Source organism: Neptuniibacter sp. QD48_11, from assembly GCF_047778095.1.
In the GTDB taxonomy this organism is placed as follows: Bacteria; Pseudomonadota; Gammaproteobacteria; order Pseudomonadales; family Balneatricaceae; genus Neptuniibacter.
Genome location: NZ_CP180551.1, coordinates 1320661 through 1337276, shown reverse-complemented (window position 1 = coordinate 1337276; position 16616 = coordinate 1320661). Strand labels below are relative to the sequence as shown.

Genomic DNA, 16616 nt, shown 5'->3' with positions numbered 1-16616 from the left:
CTACGAATAAACCTCACCCCTGAGCTTTGGGGATATAGACGATAAATCGACTTCCCCCTTTTTCTCCTAGTTCACAGGTCACTGTGCCATTTAAATTACCTAAAAGCTGTTTCACTAGATGTAACCCAATGCCGTGCCCATCTTTAGTTTTGCTGGTATATCCTTTTTCAAAGATCTTCTCTTGATCGCCTTCTTTTACACCTGGCCCTTGATCTTCAATCTCAAAAATTAGATCTGTACCCAGATCCAACATACTAAGCGCAACCTCTCCACCTATACCCGTATGCTCCCATGTAGCCTCAAGTGCATTATCGATTAAGTTGCCGATAATGCTGACTAAGTGTTCTCGAGGGAGCTTCTCGGGTAGCGATAGCATTCTACTATCAGGATCAATAATAAGGTGAAGCCCCATCTCTTTAGCACGGTTATATTTACCTAATAAACACCCTGCCAATACAGGATCAGAAACCGCTTCACGTAACAATGTGATCAGCTCTTGATGGCTTTGCGCCTCTTGTCCTATCAGCGCCTGAGCCTCATCAGTTGCCCCAATCTGAATCAAACCTGCAATGGTATGCAGTTTATTAGAATATTCATGTGACTGGCTGCGTAAACTGTCTGCGTATTGCTGAATTCGCGTTAGTTTTTTACTCACCATTGCTAATTCGTCTTTACGCCTAAAACTCGAAACAACTCCAGTAATCTGATCACCTTGTTTTAACGGTAAGCGGTTAGCAATGAGGTTTTGTCCATAGAGCCAGACCTCCTCGTCAAATTGCGGCTGCCCTGTTTTTAGCACCTCTAGCATTGTACTGTCGGGTAACACCTCTGATATATGTCGCCCCGTCAGCTCTGCATAATCGGCTAAGCCTAATGTTTCCACAGCTGTTCGATTAAAGGTTGTGATCCGTCCATCATTATTGATAGCTATTATCCCTTCACGCACCGATTCTAACGTTGCTCTTTGCTCATCAAATAAACGAGCGATCTGCTCAGGTTCTAAGCCAAAAATGGCTCGCTTAAAGTGATTAGCAAACCAAACCGCAATCATTGCGCTTAATAAAAATGACGCCCCAATAACAGCGATCAGTGTGATCCGATACTCTTCAATAATGTTTTCGACCTGATCAAGATGATAACCAACTGATACCAGACCTATAACCTCACCCTCATTTGAAAAGATCGGCGCTTTTCCCCGCATCGACCACCCCATGCTGCCTAAAGCTTTAGAAAGGTACCCCTGACCAGCAACAAGCGCCGGAGCATTATCATCACCTTCATCATCAGACATCGGCCGACCAATTTTTTCTGTTCGTGGATGTGCTAAACGGATCCCCTGCTTATCTCCAATCACAACAAAGCGAGCTTGAGTTTCTTCTGCTAATCGCAAACTTAAAGGCTGTAAATATTGGCTATCGCCCCTTTGTACTGCGTCGATGATCTGTGGAGCGACAGCAATTGTTTTAGCCACATCTAAAGCTCTTTGACCAATCTGTTCATCTAGCGATTTATGCAGGTAATGGACCGCAAAAACACCGATAAAACCTGTCTGCACAATCGCCATTAATCCCAAAATCAGGATCATACGGCTCTTAAGCTTTAATCGGCTTAGTAATTTAATATCCAAACTCATTCAGTGAACTCGCTAAATACCCTAATCATTAGATACTTTAAAGCTTAGCTAACCTCGATTAAAAAGCCCCGTAAACATTATGAACAAAATGATTTTTAAGGATTAAAAAGCCTTTAATTTCATAAGCTTCATTTGCCGAATAAACCTCACTACTTTGTAGGCATCACAAAAATAAATACGAGGTGATCTCGATGTTCGGTAAAGTTAAAAGCAAAAAAACTCTGATGGCGGCCGTATTAACAACATGCATGACAGCCGGTGTTTCCTACCAAGCTCAAGCCATGGAAAGCATTCACTTTCTAATCCCTGGTGGTGCTGGCGGCGGCTGGGATTCAACAGCCCGTGGCACAGGCGAAGCGCTATCTAAAGCAGGTATTGTTGATACTATTTCTTACGAAAACATGTCTGGCGGTGGCGGTGGTAAAGCCATTGCTCACTTGATCGAGACAGCTGAACAGAAGCAAGACACCTTGATGGTGAACTCAACTCCTATCGTAATTCGTTCATTATCTAAAGTATTCCCACAATCATTCCGTGACCTAACACCAATCGCTGCAACTATCGGCGATTACGGTGCCTTTGTAGTTAAGAAAGATTCAAAATACACCGATTTCAAACAAGTGGTTGCTGACTACAAAGCTAACCCGCGCTCTATCAAAATTGCAGGCGGTTCTGCTCGTGGCAGTATGGATCATCTAGTAGCAGCAATGGCATTTAAAGCAACAGGCGGTGATGCACGTCAAGTTCGCTATGTTGCTTACGATGCAGGCGGTAAAGCAATGGCTGGCCTTCTTTCTGGAGAAACACAACTTCTATCAACAGGTTTCAGTGAAGCGTTAGCCCTAGCTGAAGCAGGCGAAGTACGCATTCTAGTCATGACAGGTAGCGAACGAAATGAAGCAGCACCAGAGGTCCCAACCCTAAAAGAACTTGGCTATGACACTACATTTGTAAACTGGCGTGGTTTCTTCGCAGCACCAGGCACAAGTGAAGCGCAACAAGCTGAGTTTATTGAATCTCTAGACAAAATGTACGACACACCTGAGTGGGAAACCGTACGTTCACGTAATGGCTGGACAGAGATTTTCAAACCAGGTCCTGAATTTGTCTCATTCCTAGAAACTCAGGAAAAAGAAGTTGGTGCTCTAATGCGCGAACTTGGATTCCTTAAGTAAACACACTCTCATTTCGCAGCAATATTCCTGACTTTGATTAAGTCAGGCCTTCTTTACCGAGGGCTTTGCCTTTTGGCCTCTGTCGACTGGCCCTCGGTTTTTTTAAATAGACAGTTATGGCCTCTGCCATAGCAGGAGGATCCTCATGACCTTATGCAAAGATCATATTGGTGGTCTGGTATTTCTCAGTTTGTCTGTAGCTTACGGCTACTATGCAACTCAGATCCCTTTACTGCCTGGTGATGAATTCGAACCGTTCCATGCACAAACAATTCCTAATGCTTTGGCAATAGTAGGTGGCGTACTGTCCATCTTACTGCTGGCTACAACCAAATCTAGCAATGACCAAAAGTTAGTTCTTAAAGGGTATGACTTCCCATTAGTAATCAAGCTATTACTGCTCGTTGTACTTTTTGCATTAGCACTTGAATGGCTAGGCTTCTTAATTTCTACCATTTTCTTTTTAGTCGGTGGTTACTGGCTATTAGGCGAAAGAAGACCCAAGACCCTATTTATTGCATCAGTGCCTTTTGCCATTTTTCTATGGTTTGCACTGACACAACTACTCGACATTTATCTGGCTCCAGGTAAAGCGTTAACTGTAATTTTTGGAGGCTGATCCCATGTTAGACGGAATTATTACCGGGCTTACCACAGCGGTGATGCCTTTTAACCTATTGATGGTCGTTGTTGGCTGCTTTGCAGGCACGTTTATCGGGATGTTACCAGGCTTAGGTCCTATTTCAGCCGTAGCCCTAATGATCCCAATCACTTACGGACTAGACCCCTCTTCTGGGATTATTTTGATGGCCGGTGTTTATTACGGTGCAGTCTTTGGTGGTTCAACTTCATCGATTTTAATCAATGCTCCGGGCTGTGCGAGCACAGTTGTAACCTCTTTTGACGGTTACCCACTGGCTCAACAAAAACAAGCAGGTAAAGCACTAGCCCTAGCTGCATACTCATCATTTACAGGCGGCACTATCGGTGCACTGGTACTGCTATTTGCAGCACCTGCATTAGCCTCAGTTTCGTTGAGTTTCCAATCGAGCGATTACTTTGCCCTGATGATTCTTGGTTTAACGGCGGTAGCAGCATTCTCTGGTAAAGGCCAAGTTATCAAAGCGCTAATCATGACCGTATTAGGCCTAATGATCGCGACTGTAGGTACAGATGTTACATCTGGCACAACCCGATTTACCTTTGGCAGCGTCGACTTGATCGATGGTATAAGCTTCTTACTTTTAGCTATGGCAACCTTTGCTTTAACCGAGGTAGTTATGACTGTGCTTAAAGGTCAGCATAACGAGAAAGAAGCACCTATGGATATGAGCCAACTAGGCAGCATGAAGCTAAGCAAAGAAGAAGTTAAGCACGTTGCCCCAACCGTTGGCCGCTCTTCCTTTTTTGGTTTCCTAATTGGGATCCTTCCAGGTGCAGGTGCAACCATCGCGTCATTCCTTGCTTATGGTCTGGAACGCAACCTTGCTTCAGCCAAAGAGAAACTAAAATTTGGCAAGGGCGCGTTACGTGGCTTGGCAGCACCGGAATCTGCAAACAATGCAGCATCTACGGGCTCATTCGTACCACTTCTGACGCTAGGTATTCCTGGTTCAGGTACAACAGCAATTATGCTGGGTGCATTAATTGCTTACGGCATTCAGCCGGGCCCTCGTTTATTTCTAGATAATCCGGATGTGTTCTGGTCTGTCATCATTTCGATGTATTTTGGCAACTTGGTACTGCTGATTCTTAATCTGCCGTTGATTCCATACATCTCCCGACTACTAGTTATTCCTAGACCAATCTTAATCCCATTGATCCTTTTCTTCTCGATCACTGGTGTTTATCTCGTGAGCTTTAATAGCTTTGATATTCACATGATGGCGATCATTACGGTCATAGCCATATTCCTAAAACTGCTTGAGTTTCCGATGGCCCCTATGCTGCTTGGTTTCATCTTAGGCGGTTTGATGGAAAACAACTTAAGCCGTGCTTTAACCATCTCTGACGGCAGCTTCGCTTTCCTTTGGGAGCGACCACTGACACTGAGCATCGTCATTGCAGCAATCGTTATTTTAGTCCTTCCCCCAATCATCGAAGCTTGGAGAAAGAGAACTAATTCCAGCAAGAACCCGGGTTGCGAAGCTGCGATCTCTGAGGGTGAAGGCTAGCCCTAGCCAAAATTCAATATCAGCAGGAATTTACAAGTCAGGCTGTAAATTCCTGCGATCCAATCTCAATCAACTTCAACTAATCCAAAGGAGGACTAGCGGATAGCTGTGCCTGCAATCCCCAAACTGAATGCCATTTTTGCAGCACGGTTTTGACATTTTAAAACTCTAAGTCGGCTATTGAGCACTTAGGATTTCACAACTGATGTCCCAGTTGTCCCGAGTCAAATAGTCACTGACTGAATTACAAAGCTTCCCTCTGAGCTCGATACAAATCTGAGCAAGAGGTTCTAAAAAATACAAAAGAGGCAAACATGAAAAAACTAGCTTTATCTGTAGCTATTACCGCAACACTCGCTACCAGCACATCCATGGCAGCAACAATTTACAGCGCTGACGGCTTAACTTATAAGCTTAAAGGCGATTGGCAGCTTCAATTACGTGACGACTACAAAAAAGCCAATGATTTTGACGTAGAGTTTGATGATTTAGAGCTGAAGAATACAATTATTTACGATCTAGGTAACGATCTTAAAGCCTTCGGTCAACTTGATTTTTCCTTCAACGGTTCGGCTGATGATTCCAGTGCAAGCGATAGCAAATTGGAAGAAGCTTACCTAGGCCTTCAATACAGCAATTTGAAGTTAAAAGTGGGTAAAACAAATACGGCCGGTGACGAATTTGGTGTGGAAGCGGCTTATGAAACAATCCTTGATGAAGATCAGTTTGATGTAGTTAAAAGCTCAGGCGACGATCTTATCCGCCTAGAAGCAAGCTTTGATAATGCCACTGTAGTTGTATCACATGAAATAGCATCAGACGGCAATGCCAGCGAAGATGGTGAAGCAACAGATCTATTTGTTAGCACTAAACTTTCTCAACTCTCTCTAGCAGCAGCCTACCAAACTCATCAGGCTAGCGGTTCGACCTATTCAGATGATACTTGGGGTGTTAGTGCCAAATTCGATGCTGGTTTTGCAACTTTTGGAACGGATTTCAGTTCGACTGACTATGGCAACCCAGCGACAGCTGATGCTGATATCAGTAACTTAGTCGCTATTTTCCAGCCTCTAGAAACAACACGAGTAGCGCTAGGTTACGTAAATGTAGATTCTGATGCAGACAACCAAGATGCAAGCTCTTGGTACACCAACGTGACTTATAAATTCCCGTCACAGAAGAACGTATCAGTCTTCGCCGAAGTTGCTAAAGCAAGTTTTGACGATGCTAGCGTTGATTCTGAAATCGACGTTCTTGCAGGCATGCAAATCAAGTTCTAATTGCTAAACGGTGGCTCAATAGGTCCTCCCCTTCAAGCCTATTGAGCCATTCTTACCTTCTGGAGAACCTCATGAAAAAACTAGCTTTGTTGGTGACACTGATTTCAGCACCTCATGTAATGGCAGATAACCAGTTAATATTGGGTGAAGGCATTAAAGTTCACGCGATCAACGGCAGCGAAAGTGTATCCTCTTTTTTTTCCAACGATCGATCTTTAAACCTACCTGATGGGAATAACCAACTTCTTGTTTCCTACACAGCAGAGATAAAGAATGGCAGCGATTATGAGCTAGAGCAAAGCCATCCAAGCGTACTTTTATTTAGCTCAGAGAAACAAACCCTCACACTTAAAACACCTGAGATCAAAAACACAAGACAGCTAGAGCATTTCAACCGCGAGCTTAACTGGCAACTCAAAAACGACAAAAATCCAATTCAATTTAAAGCAGAACTTCTACCACTAAAGGGATTCCGTTTAGGGATAGATTTTGAGAGAGAGCTAGCTGATTTCAATAGATCAAACAGCAATGCTACCCAGCAGGTTTCAGTCATTGAAACACCCACTGTTTTAAAAGGAGATAAAGTGACTGATGAACAAATGAAGCTAATTTTGTTGAAAAGCTTATATCAACAAGCCTCTTCTGAAACTCAAGAGGCCTTTAAAAGCTTTATCCAATAATTGCGGGAAGGTTTTTGTCTCTCAGCACGATTTATTTTGAAAAACAGCTTGACAAAAACCATCCAAAACAAATTTTAACGCACTGAAAAATAAAGACTTTTCAACCTGTATTATTTTCACGCAATTTGTTAAATAGCCAAGTTTTACGGGGCCTATAGCAACTTAACCATAAAAAACTAACAAAGTTATCCACAGAAGCTGTTTATAACTTACTTAGCGAAATAGATTACTCTTTAACTGATTCGAGCGTATTAACGAGATCTTGGAAAGCCTCCCTATTTGCTTCATTAAGATCCATAAGAATACGGTGCGCAGCAATAATTCTCTCCTGCATTTCAGCAACAGATTCCTGCACAAGCGGCAATTCTTTAAGATCTTCAACGCAAGGTGGGAGTTCTTCTAGCAGAACAAAAATATGATCAAACCCCATGGTATACAGGATTCGAGTTATATCTGAGTTTGTTGAGACAAGAGCAGGCTTATCCATTCCTGCATGATCAGCCTTAATAGCTAATTTCGCAATCAACCCTAGGGAAGTACTATCAATCCCTTCTGCTTGCGTCAGATCGATCAAAACCTCACTCACAGAAGGATCAGCTAAAGATTGTTCTAAATGGCAATCCAGAGTAGTACACAAGGTAAGACGAACATCTCCAACGAATTTGAGGACAAATCGCCCCTCAACCAAGGCTGAATATATTAAACCTTCTTGCATGATTACTGCCTGCAAATCGTCATAATTGCGATATCATCCGGAGCCGCATCAATAGTACTAGCAAGTAAAGCATCTCGAATGCTGTTCGGCCCCCCACCTTTAGTACCAGAAACCGCATCAATAAGGCGCTGTTCTTTAGCTTCCATATTCGACTCTTCCAATACTTCAAAGATACCGTCAGAGAACAATGTAATTTCAAACTCAGCATGCAGCTGCAATGTTCTCTCATCATATAGAGGCTCATGAAAGAGACCTACAGGCATCCCTCTCCCCTCAAGGAAGCGACAGCCATCCCGATCATGCAATATTGGCATAGGATGATGTCCACCTACAGCGTAACTTAAGCTAGCGTCAGCTTCATTGTATAAACCGATAAACATGCTCAAATGCTTACCTAACCCTGTATCAAGCAACTCTACGTTGATTCGATGGAGCACATCTTTTGGCGATAAAATGTCAAAACTCGATTGCCGCCTATAGTTTCTCAGAAGCCGATTAGTCATATTCTTGAGCAAAACAGTTACAAGTGCAGAAGAAGCCCCATGACCTGAAACATCGGCTAAGTAAAAGAGGGTCAATTTGTCATCGACCTTAACAGCATCAACGAAATCACCACTTAAATATAACGACGGGATTAATAGATATTGAGCTCGAACCGCCCCTAACTGAACATCAGTGGCAGGCAACATGTTTTTTTGTATCTGATGAGCCGCCTGCTGATCTGCTTTAAGCTCAGCCAAACTTTTCTCTAATTCTTCCCGATAATGAAGATTTTGCTCAATCAATTCCGCCTGGTTAAGCAAGGATTTAATGGCTAGTGAGAACGCTGGACCTTGATCAAGGATTTCAGACTGTAAGAATACATTGCTAGCTCCCTTCCTCAGCGCTGCCATCACCTGATTCACCTCACTATCAGGTAATAACGCAAGGATTGGTTTCGGGGCTTGTGACGTAGCTAAATGCTGAAGATCAACCAGCTTTAAACGCTCATTCACACCCACAATCACCAAAGAGAAACTGTGCTCTTCTAATAATTCTAATGCGTAATCACTACTAAAAGCTGTAGAAATTTTTACAGGCGGAAGGTCTAGCTGATTACAGGCGTCGACGATCGAATCAATTGCTTCTGCAACATGATCGACCAATAGAATGGTTTGGTATGCTTGCCTCATATATCAGGCCTTGCAAATTAGTCTAGAGTCCATGAGAAACCACGTTAAATCCAGTTGACTTAACTTGCAATAGATTTTTAGTCACAGATATCACGACTTACAAAAAAGCCCCAATTATATCTGAATAATTGAGGCTTTCATCCACACTAAACTTCTATATTAGAAATTGTTATCGTCGTAGTTTTCAGTATCACCGTCAGCAATATCGAAAGCACGCTTTTGCAAGTAAGCATCACGGATAAAGATATATTTATCACCAGAGATCAACTTTTCACTTTCTAATAGCTGTGCACGCGTATCAATAACACGAGTTACGTAAAGCGCATTACGCGCACCATTATCATCTAGGTGATAAACAGGATCTACTAGAGTATCTGGGAATTTACCTACGCCATCACGAACAGTCATTGGACCGAAGAAAGGAACAACAAGGTAAGGACCGCTATTAACACCCCAGTAACCTAATGTTTGACCAAAGTCTTCATCGTGCTTTTCAATACCCATTGGTGTAGCAACATCGATAAGGCCTGCTAAACCAAAGGTAGAATTAAATGCTACTCGAGCAAAATCTTGGGTCGCATTATCGAACTTACCTTGGAGCAGGTTATTAAAGAATGTACCTACATCAGCAAGGTTTTCAAAAAAGTTATTAACACCCGTTTCAGCTACATCAGGCATCACCGCCTTATAACCTTTTGTTACTGGCTTTAGGGCGTAAGTATCTAGACCGTCATTGAAACTAAACATGGCTCGGTTAAAACCTTCCCAAGGGTCTACATTGACCTCTTCCGCCATAACAGGCTGCGTCAATGCTAAAGAAACAGCACCTGCCGCTAACAAACTGCGAAATTTGGTTTTCATTCAGGATCCTTTCACTTTACCCAATAAATAAGAGGGTATTCTAGCTGAGAAACATCCAGAATAAAAATAGGAAAAAGGCTTAATTATGAGAAGGTTAGTCTAATTAAATTCAAAAACGAAAAAAGGCTTCCCGAAGGAAACCTTTTTCTGTATTTCCGTAAGGAAATGTCGACTTAGAAGTCTACACGGTAACCTAGTACTGCGCGATCTGGGTTAGCAGTATCGTCAGAATCGTTGTCAACGTATTCAGCGAATACACGACCTTTACCTAGTTTCTGCTGAACACCGATGCCCCACTGATCGAAATCAGAGTTAGCTACATCGTCTTCGTAATCAGCGTAACGACCGTATACAGAAGTAGCACCCATTGTGTAACGAGCAGCTAGTTCCCAAACACGCTCATCAGAGTTTTCTGTAGAACCTGTTTCAGTTTCTTTATCTTCGTATTTAGCCATTAGCTGAAGAGCGTCTAGCTTGTACTGTGCAGCAAGACCCCAAACATCAGTTTGCTGTTCAGCACCTGGAGTGTTTGCAGTTTCGATAGTGCCGTAAGAAGCAGAAACTGTGAAGTTGTTTGCAGAGTAAGTACCTGCAAGGTTAACTGCATCAACAGTCTCATCTACAGAATCGTTGCTGTCATTACCATCAGTTGCTAGAACAACACCACCGATGAACTGGAAGCCGTTCATTTTTGGAGTGTAGTAAGCGATAGTGTTTTCAGTACGCTTCATGAAGTGAGCAGTTTTACCAAGAGCAGAGTTACCTAGGTTGAAACGCTCACCGTAACCACCGTCACCTGGGTTAAAGATGTTAGTTGGACCGCTGATTAGTAGGTAGTGTGGGTGGTACTGCTTACCGATAAGCAATTTACCCCAATCGCCCTGAGCACCGATGTAGTGCAGACGAGAACCTAGAGCAGTAGTCTGGTCAGTAACTGTAGCGTTGTTAGCCTGAGCTTCCCAGTGGAATAGACCTTTAGTGCCGTCTAGACCTAGATCGATATCACCTTTGATACCGAAACGAGAAGACTGATCGTCAACACCAGTGTCGCCGTTGTCTACTTTTTGTAGACCGATACGGAAAGAACCGTATAGAGTAGCGTCAGCCTGTGCGATCATTGGTGCAGTCATAGCGCCAGCAACAGCTAGAGCGATAAGTGACTTTTTCATCAACATTTCCCCTTCAATAATATTCAACATACTAGTAGTGAATTTTTTAATTTTTCTAGCATAACGCATTTAACACGCTATTACGCTATGAAAATACTATAAAAAAAATATATTTCAAATAAATGAAACACATTTTTCTTCTAAATTTTGTCTCGGCAGCACTACAAAAAACTTTAACTTCTGCCCTATCTTTCTCCTGCTTTAGTACCTATAACGGGGAATTAACTCCATTTAACAAGGCCTTAGCAGGTTCTTAGAAATAAATTTCGGGCATTACAACACACCGAAAAGGCTTCTGCAACCTTTGCGAGAGCATTTATTTAGCTGTTAACACCCAACAAAAGTATTACTCCCTAAATTTATTGATCTACATCAACTGGCCACTTTCGCCCACTGCTGCTTAAGGCGTTTCTCAGACACTGTTATAACGGTACCCAACTGTTGAGCAAACAGTGAGACTCTGAGCTCTTCAATCATCCAGCGGTAGTTTGCCAATTCCTGATCATAAATACCTTGCGAACAGTGTTTTTCATATCGCTTTTGATACTGTTCAATACACTGCTGCAATTGATCGCTATGAAGGCACTCCTGCCTTAGATTACGCCTAAATTTCTCAAGCCGAATTTCAATTCCCTTCAAATACCTTGGATATTGTTTCAGCACATGAGTCGATTCCTGCTTTAAAAAACCCTTGTACATTAACTGTGATAGCTGGTGTTTAACATCATTTAAAACCGGTACCTCATTTAACTGCACCTTACCTTTAAGCTGCTTCTGAATACGGTTATAGGTTTGACAAAGCTCGAGAACATTCCCTAACAGTTTTTCCCCTGCCGGTATAATTTCGCTTTTGCACTTTAAGACAACTTGCTCAAATTCTGTTTGACCTCTTATAACACCATGCTCGGGCAATATAATCGAAGCACAGGCCTGCCAAATAATCTCTTGTTCTAATTGAGCTGGCGTATATAGACCACCGCTTAATAATACACTTTGAGTTATTTGATCCTTCTTCAGTGCCTTCTTAAGATTACGAACCTGCTCCTTCATCGAAAGAAGAGCCAAACGCGTTACCCCTAATCGACTAACTTGGACAGATTCATCTTTATGAGATTTTAAGCATAATGTTACAGATTCACCTGCATCTTCTAATACAGGGTAAGCCTCTACCTCAACACCAGCATATTTGTTGATTTTGCAGCTTTCTTCTAGCGCCCCAAAATCCCATTCAGTTATACCTTCGCGTCCCCATTCACTATCAGATTTCTCTGTTAGCCTTTCATTTATTTGTGATGCGAATTGATCATTTAAAACATCCCAGCGTCGTGACTCACCTAGCAACCGCCCTTTTTCATCCACTAGCCTAATATTCATAGTCAGATGATCAAGAAGCGCACTCTGCCTTAGATCAGATTCCTGTATTCTAATCCCGGTCATACGAAGCAACTGATGAGCAAAAACTTCGTATAAATTGCCCACCCCGAATTCAACTGCGTTTATAAATGCTTCAACATAATTTGGTACTGGCACAAAGTGCTTACGCTGCTGTTTAGGTAAGCCTTTTAATATTGCAGAACACTTTTCTTCAAGCATCCCTGGCACCAGCCATTCCATCTGCTGTAATGGGATCGCATTCAATAATGGTAAGGGAACCTGAAGTGTCACACCATCATCTTTCGCACCTGGCGAGAAGTTATAGAATAACTTCAACTTTGCTGCGTCCCATCTGAAAAAGTCGGGATAAGCGGCTACAGACACATGATCAGCGGATCGTTGCAGAATATCCTCTTCTTGCATATGCAAAGCATCAGAGGCTTCTTCCTCGACGGCCTTACGCCACTTTTCAAAAGCGGCGCCATTAACGATATGTTCACCCTTTAGTGATTGCAGACGAAGTCGATAAAACTCATAAAGTTGCTCTTCATCGACAAGCAGATCCTTTCTTCGAGATTTTGCTTCTAACTTTTCAATACCCCTTAACAAAGCACGATTTTTCTTGATAAAAGCTGCTTGGGAATTGAACTCTCCTTCCACCAACGCCTGCCTGATAAAGATTTCGTGAGCGATGAGCGGATCTATTTTCCCGTAACTTACTTTACGCTTAGGTACAATAATTAAGCCATACAGCGTAATCTGCTCGGTCGCAACGACCTCTGACCGCTTTTTCTCCCAATGAGGCTCGCTATAGTTTCGTTTAATTAGATTCGGCGCTAATTTTTCTGCCCAAGATGGATCAATGCGAGCAATACAACGAGCATATAACTGACTGGTCTCGACTAATTCGGCAGCAATAATCCATTTCGGGGCTTTCTTATATACAACGGAACCTGGGAATAATAGAAAACGTCGATTACGCGCCCCAAGGTACTCTTTATTCTCTTGTTTGAAGCCCATATGGCTTAACAAGCCAGCCAAAAGGGAACGATGAATAGCTTCGTAAGATGCTTCTTGCTCCCTTTCAACAAACTTCTCATCTTGTTGTTTCAGCTCTTTACATATCAGATGCAATTGACGGTGAGTATCACGCCATTCTCGCATACGCATATAAGACAGAAATTGTTTAGCACAGTATTTACGTAATTGATTTTGACTTAACTCTTGCCTTTGCTCTTCATAGTGATCCCATAAATTCACAAAGGATAAAAAGTCAGATTCTTCGTGGGCATACTGGCGATGCTTCTCATCACTTGCTTGACGTTTATCTTGAGGCCTTTCGCGTGGATCTTGAATGCATAAAGCACTCACGATAATAAGAACTTCACGCAAGCACTTGTTTCTCGCTGCTTCTATTACCATCCGCCCTAAACGCGGATCGATAGGTAGTTTCGATAACTGCCAACCTACACGCGTAATATTACGTTTAGTGTCTACCGCTCCTAGCTCTTGAAGCAGTTTAAAGCCATCATTTATAAATCGATTATCTGGCGCATCAACAAAAGGAAATTCTGATATATCACCAAGCTTAAGAGACAGCATCTGAAGAATAACTGCTGCAAGATTGGTTCTACGGATCTCTGCATCCGTAAACTCCGGCCGAGCATTAAAATCTTCTTCAGAATATAAACGTATACAAGTACCTTCAGAGATACGCCCGCAACGACCCGCACGCTGATTAGCACTCGCTTGAGAGACAGCTTCAATGGGAAGCCTTTGAACCTTGGATCTGTAACTATATCGGCTGATCCTAGCCAAGCCAGTATCAACCACATACTTGATACCGGGCACAGTTAGGGAAGTTTCAGCAACGTTGGTAGATAAAATTAATCGAGTTGCTGCAGCCTTACCTGAGCGTTGGAACACCCTGTTTTGCTCAGCTAGAGAAAGTCGCGCATATAGCGGAAGCACTTCCGTATGCTTTAATTCAGCTCGCCTAAGAACCTCAGCTGTTTCACGTATTTCACGCTCACCGGGTAAAAAGATTAACACATCACCTTGCGGCCCTTTACCCTGCTTACGTTCAGTGTCTAAAAGCTCTTCAACTGCAGCAAGAACTCCCTGTTGAAGATCTAGGGCTTTTTCATCTTCAGCCTCAAATTCATGTAACGGACGATATAAAACTTCTACGGGGTAAGTTCGCCCCGATACTTCAATAATAGGTGCATTATTAAAATGCTTAGAGAAGCGTTCTAAATCGATTGTTGCAGAGGTAATGATGACCTTAAGATCGGGACGCTTAGGAAGAATACGTTTTATATAGCCAAGTAGGAAATCGATATTCAAGCTGCGCTCATGCGCTTCATCGATAATTAGAACTTCATACTGTTCAAGGAAACGGTCATGACGGGTTTCACCAAGTAAAATACCATCAGTCATCAACTTGATTTGAGTATTTTCACCCACCTGATCATGGAACCGAACTTGATAGCCTACTCGTTCACCTAAAGGGGTATGCAATTCTTCAGCTATACGGCTTGCTACCGTGCGCGCAGCCAAACGACGAGGCTGAGTATGACCAATCAAACCCTTACAGCCCAATCCGAGATCTAGACAAATTTTGGGCAATTGGGTCGTTTTACCTGAGCCAGTTTCACCTGCTAAAACAACTACTTGATTTTCTTCAATCGCTTTACTGATCTCCTCCCGGCGGCTACTAATGGGAAGATCGGGGTAAGAGATATCTCGATTCAGTTGTTTTCGATTCTCAACCCATTCACACGAAGCTACAAGATCATCGACCAATTTAGTAGCACTTTCCTGATCATCATTTTTAAGCCTTTCAATACGGCGTTTAAAACGAAAACGATCCGATAGTCGACAGCTTTCTAATAGAGACTTGAGCTGTTTTTTACTTTGATTCAAGTGCTTTGCCTTACCCTATATTTTTAATGGTGCAATTCTATAACAGATAGTTCTTTAGGACACCTTTATCGATTTTTATTGCTCTGACTCAGGAATCAGCTAACTTATTAAAATTACTACAACTATTTGAGCAGAATTTTCTAATAAAGACTTCTATAATGCCTACAGGTATGTACTCCACGTTGTATCAAGGTTTTCCAGAGATGAAACAAATTTATTTTATTTTTGCTTCCATACTTTTACTACTTCACTCCTCATTACTTCATGCCGAAAAGGCATCTATTAGAGGCTTTTCTACAATTGGATTAGTAAAAAGCAATTCTGGAGATGACCTAAATTTCAGAAGAAACCTTGCTCGCACGGCAGAGGATTCTGACTCATGGTCACTCGAATCAGACACAACATTAGGATTGCAGATTGATACTGTTTTAAACGATCAATGGAGTGCATCAGCTCAGTTTGTTTACAAAAACAGAATTGACCAAAGCATAGAAAATAGCATCGAGTGGGCTTACTTACGCTATCAGCCAAGTCCTGATAACCCTTTCAGCTACCGCCTAGGTAGATTAGGTGTTGATGTCTTTATGCTCTCTGAGTACAGAAATGTAGGATATGCATACCTGTGGGCTCGCCCACCTGTCGAGTTTTATAGCCCGCTTGCTTTTGATTATATCGATGGAGCTGACATCACTTACTCCACGTTATTAGAAGAATCCTTTTTTCAAGCCCGCTTAACCGTGGGTACTACACAAAATGATTTTGTATATGACGATGTAACACTTAAGGTATCTCCAGCTATTGCCTCAAGCCTACTTTGGGAAAGCGACTACTGGAAGTTCAGATTAGGCTACGCACATATAGAATTAAGTGACCGTGTTGATTTCTATGAACCTTTAATTGATGCACTCGATGCCAGCACTCCGTTATGGCCTGAAGCAGCATCTGCCGCTGACGATCTCAATTTGAAAGGAAAAAAATTCGACTACTATACGCTTGGCCTTACCTTCGATAATAACCAATGGGTTATTCAAACCGAACTAAATCAAGTTAAAACCAAAGATAATATATTCACTTCTTCACACAGTGGGTACATTAGCGTCGGAAGAAGAATCGGTGATTATACCCTTTACGGCATAGGCTCCATCATTGAGAACACTGATGATATAAATCAAGTAGCCGCCGTGCCTGATTTATTACCAGCTCTAGTAAAAGCCCAACTAACCGGCTTAAGAGACATAGTTCAGGATCAATATAATCAAACAGGAGTAGATCAGAAATCACTCGGCCTAGGCGTTCGTTGGGATATTTATCACAACACCGCCATAAAATTCCAATGGGATAGAACTTGGATAAAACCGCATGGCGCTGGCTTATGGGCTAAAGATTCATCGTTAACAACAGATGAAACTGTAGATACTTTCTCAATCAACGTGAACTTTTTGTTCTAAGGGCTGAGAC

Annotated in this window: 12 protein-coding genes; 6 read left to right on the top strand and 6 right to left on the bottom strand. The window is 42.3% G+C overall.

All coding sequences use genetic code 11. From position 1 onward, the window contains the following. Window positions 1–13: 13 nt before the first annotated feature. Window positions 14–1633: an ATP-binding protein gene (locus ACMXYU_RS05990; RefSeq protein ID WP_415900689.1), complete on the bottom strand. Its 1620-nt coding sequence runs from the start codon at window positions 1631–1633 to the stop codon at window positions 14–16. 191 nt (window positions 1634–1824) lie between these two features. Between ACMXYU_RS05990 and ACMXYU_RS05985 the strand changes: the two genes are divergently transcribed. From ACMXYU_RS05985 to ACMXYU_RS05965, 5 genes are all read left to right on the top strand, one after another. Further along, window positions 1825–2808, top strand: a complete 984-nt coding sequence (locus ACMXYU_RS05985) for a tripartite tricarboxylate transporter substrate binding protein (protein WP_415900688.1) — start codon at window positions 1825–1827, stop codon at window positions 2806–2808. Between the two features lie 145 nt (window positions 2809–2953). Then, a complete protein-coding gene (locus ACMXYU_RS05980; protein WP_415900686.1) occupies window positions 2954–3427 on the top strand; it encodes a tripartite tricarboxylate transporter TctB family protein in 474 nt (157 codons plus the stop codon). Window positions 3428–3431: 4 nt separating this feature from the next. Next, window positions 3432–4982 (top strand): tripartite tricarboxylate transporter permease, encoded by a 1551-nt coding sequence (locus tag ACMXYU_RS05975; RefSeq protein ID WP_415900685.1) that lies wholly within the window; start codon window positions 3432–3434, stop codon window positions 4980–4982. A gap of 314 nt (window positions 4983–5296) precedes the next feature. Further along, window positions 5297–6262: a porin gene (locus ACMXYU_RS05970; protein ID WP_415900684.1), complete on the top strand. Its 966-nt coding sequence runs from the start codon at window positions 5297–5299 to the stop codon at window positions 6260–6262. 71 nt (window positions 6263–6333) lie between these two features. Then, window positions 6334–6942: a DUF2057 family protein gene (locus ACMXYU_RS05965; RefSeq protein WP_415900683.1), complete on the top strand. Its 609-nt coding sequence runs from the start codon at window positions 6334–6336 to the stop codon at window positions 6940–6942. Window positions 6943–7168: 226 nt separating this feature from the next. Here the strand turns inward: ACMXYU_RS05965 and ACMXYU_RS05960 are convergent, their stop codons facing one another. The 5 genes from ACMXYU_RS05960 to hrpA form a co-directional block, all read right to left on the bottom strand. Next, the gene (locus ACMXYU_RS05960) at window positions 7169–7657 is read right to left on the bottom strand and encodes an STAS domain-containing protein (protein ID WP_415881679.1); all 489 of its coding nucleotides are present in this window, start codon (window positions 7655–7657) and stop codon (window positions 7169–7171) included. 2 nt (window positions 7658–7659) lie between these two features. Further along, entirely contained in the window at window positions 7660–8829 is a 1170-nt protein-coding gene (locus ACMXYU_RS05955) for a PP2C family protein-serine/threonine phosphatase (protein ID WP_415900682.1), read from the bottom strand. Between the two features lie 159 nt (window positions 8830–8988). Then, window positions 8989–9690 (bottom strand): VacJ family lipoprotein, encoded by a 702-nt coding sequence (locus tag ACMXYU_RS05950; protein WP_415893923.1) that lies wholly within the window; start codon window positions 9688–9690, stop codon window positions 8989–8991. A gap of 173 nt (window positions 9691–9863) precedes the next feature. Continuing rightward, a complete protein-coding gene (locus ACMXYU_RS05945; RefSeq protein WP_415900681.1) occupies window positions 9864–10859 on the bottom strand; it encodes a porin in 996 nt (331 codons plus the stop codon). Between the two features lie 372 nt (window positions 10860–11231). Further along, complete coding sequence (hrpA, locus tag ACMXYU_RS05940) at window positions 11232–15158, bottom strand: ATP-dependent RNA helicase HrpA (RefSeq protein ID WP_415900680.1); 3927 nt, start codon at window positions 15156–15158, stop codon at window positions 11232–11234. Between the two features lie 203 nt (window positions 15159–15361). Here hrpA and ACMXYU_RS05935 point away from each other — a divergent pair, with 203 nt between their 5' ends. Then, window positions 15362–16606 carry a hypothetical protein gene (locus ACMXYU_RS05935; RefSeq protein ID WP_415900679.1) on the top strand — a complete coding sequence of 415 codons (1245 nt, stop codon included), beginning with the start codon at window positions 15362–15364 and terminating at the stop codon, window positions 16604–16606. Window positions 16607–16616: the final 10 nt, after the last annotated feature.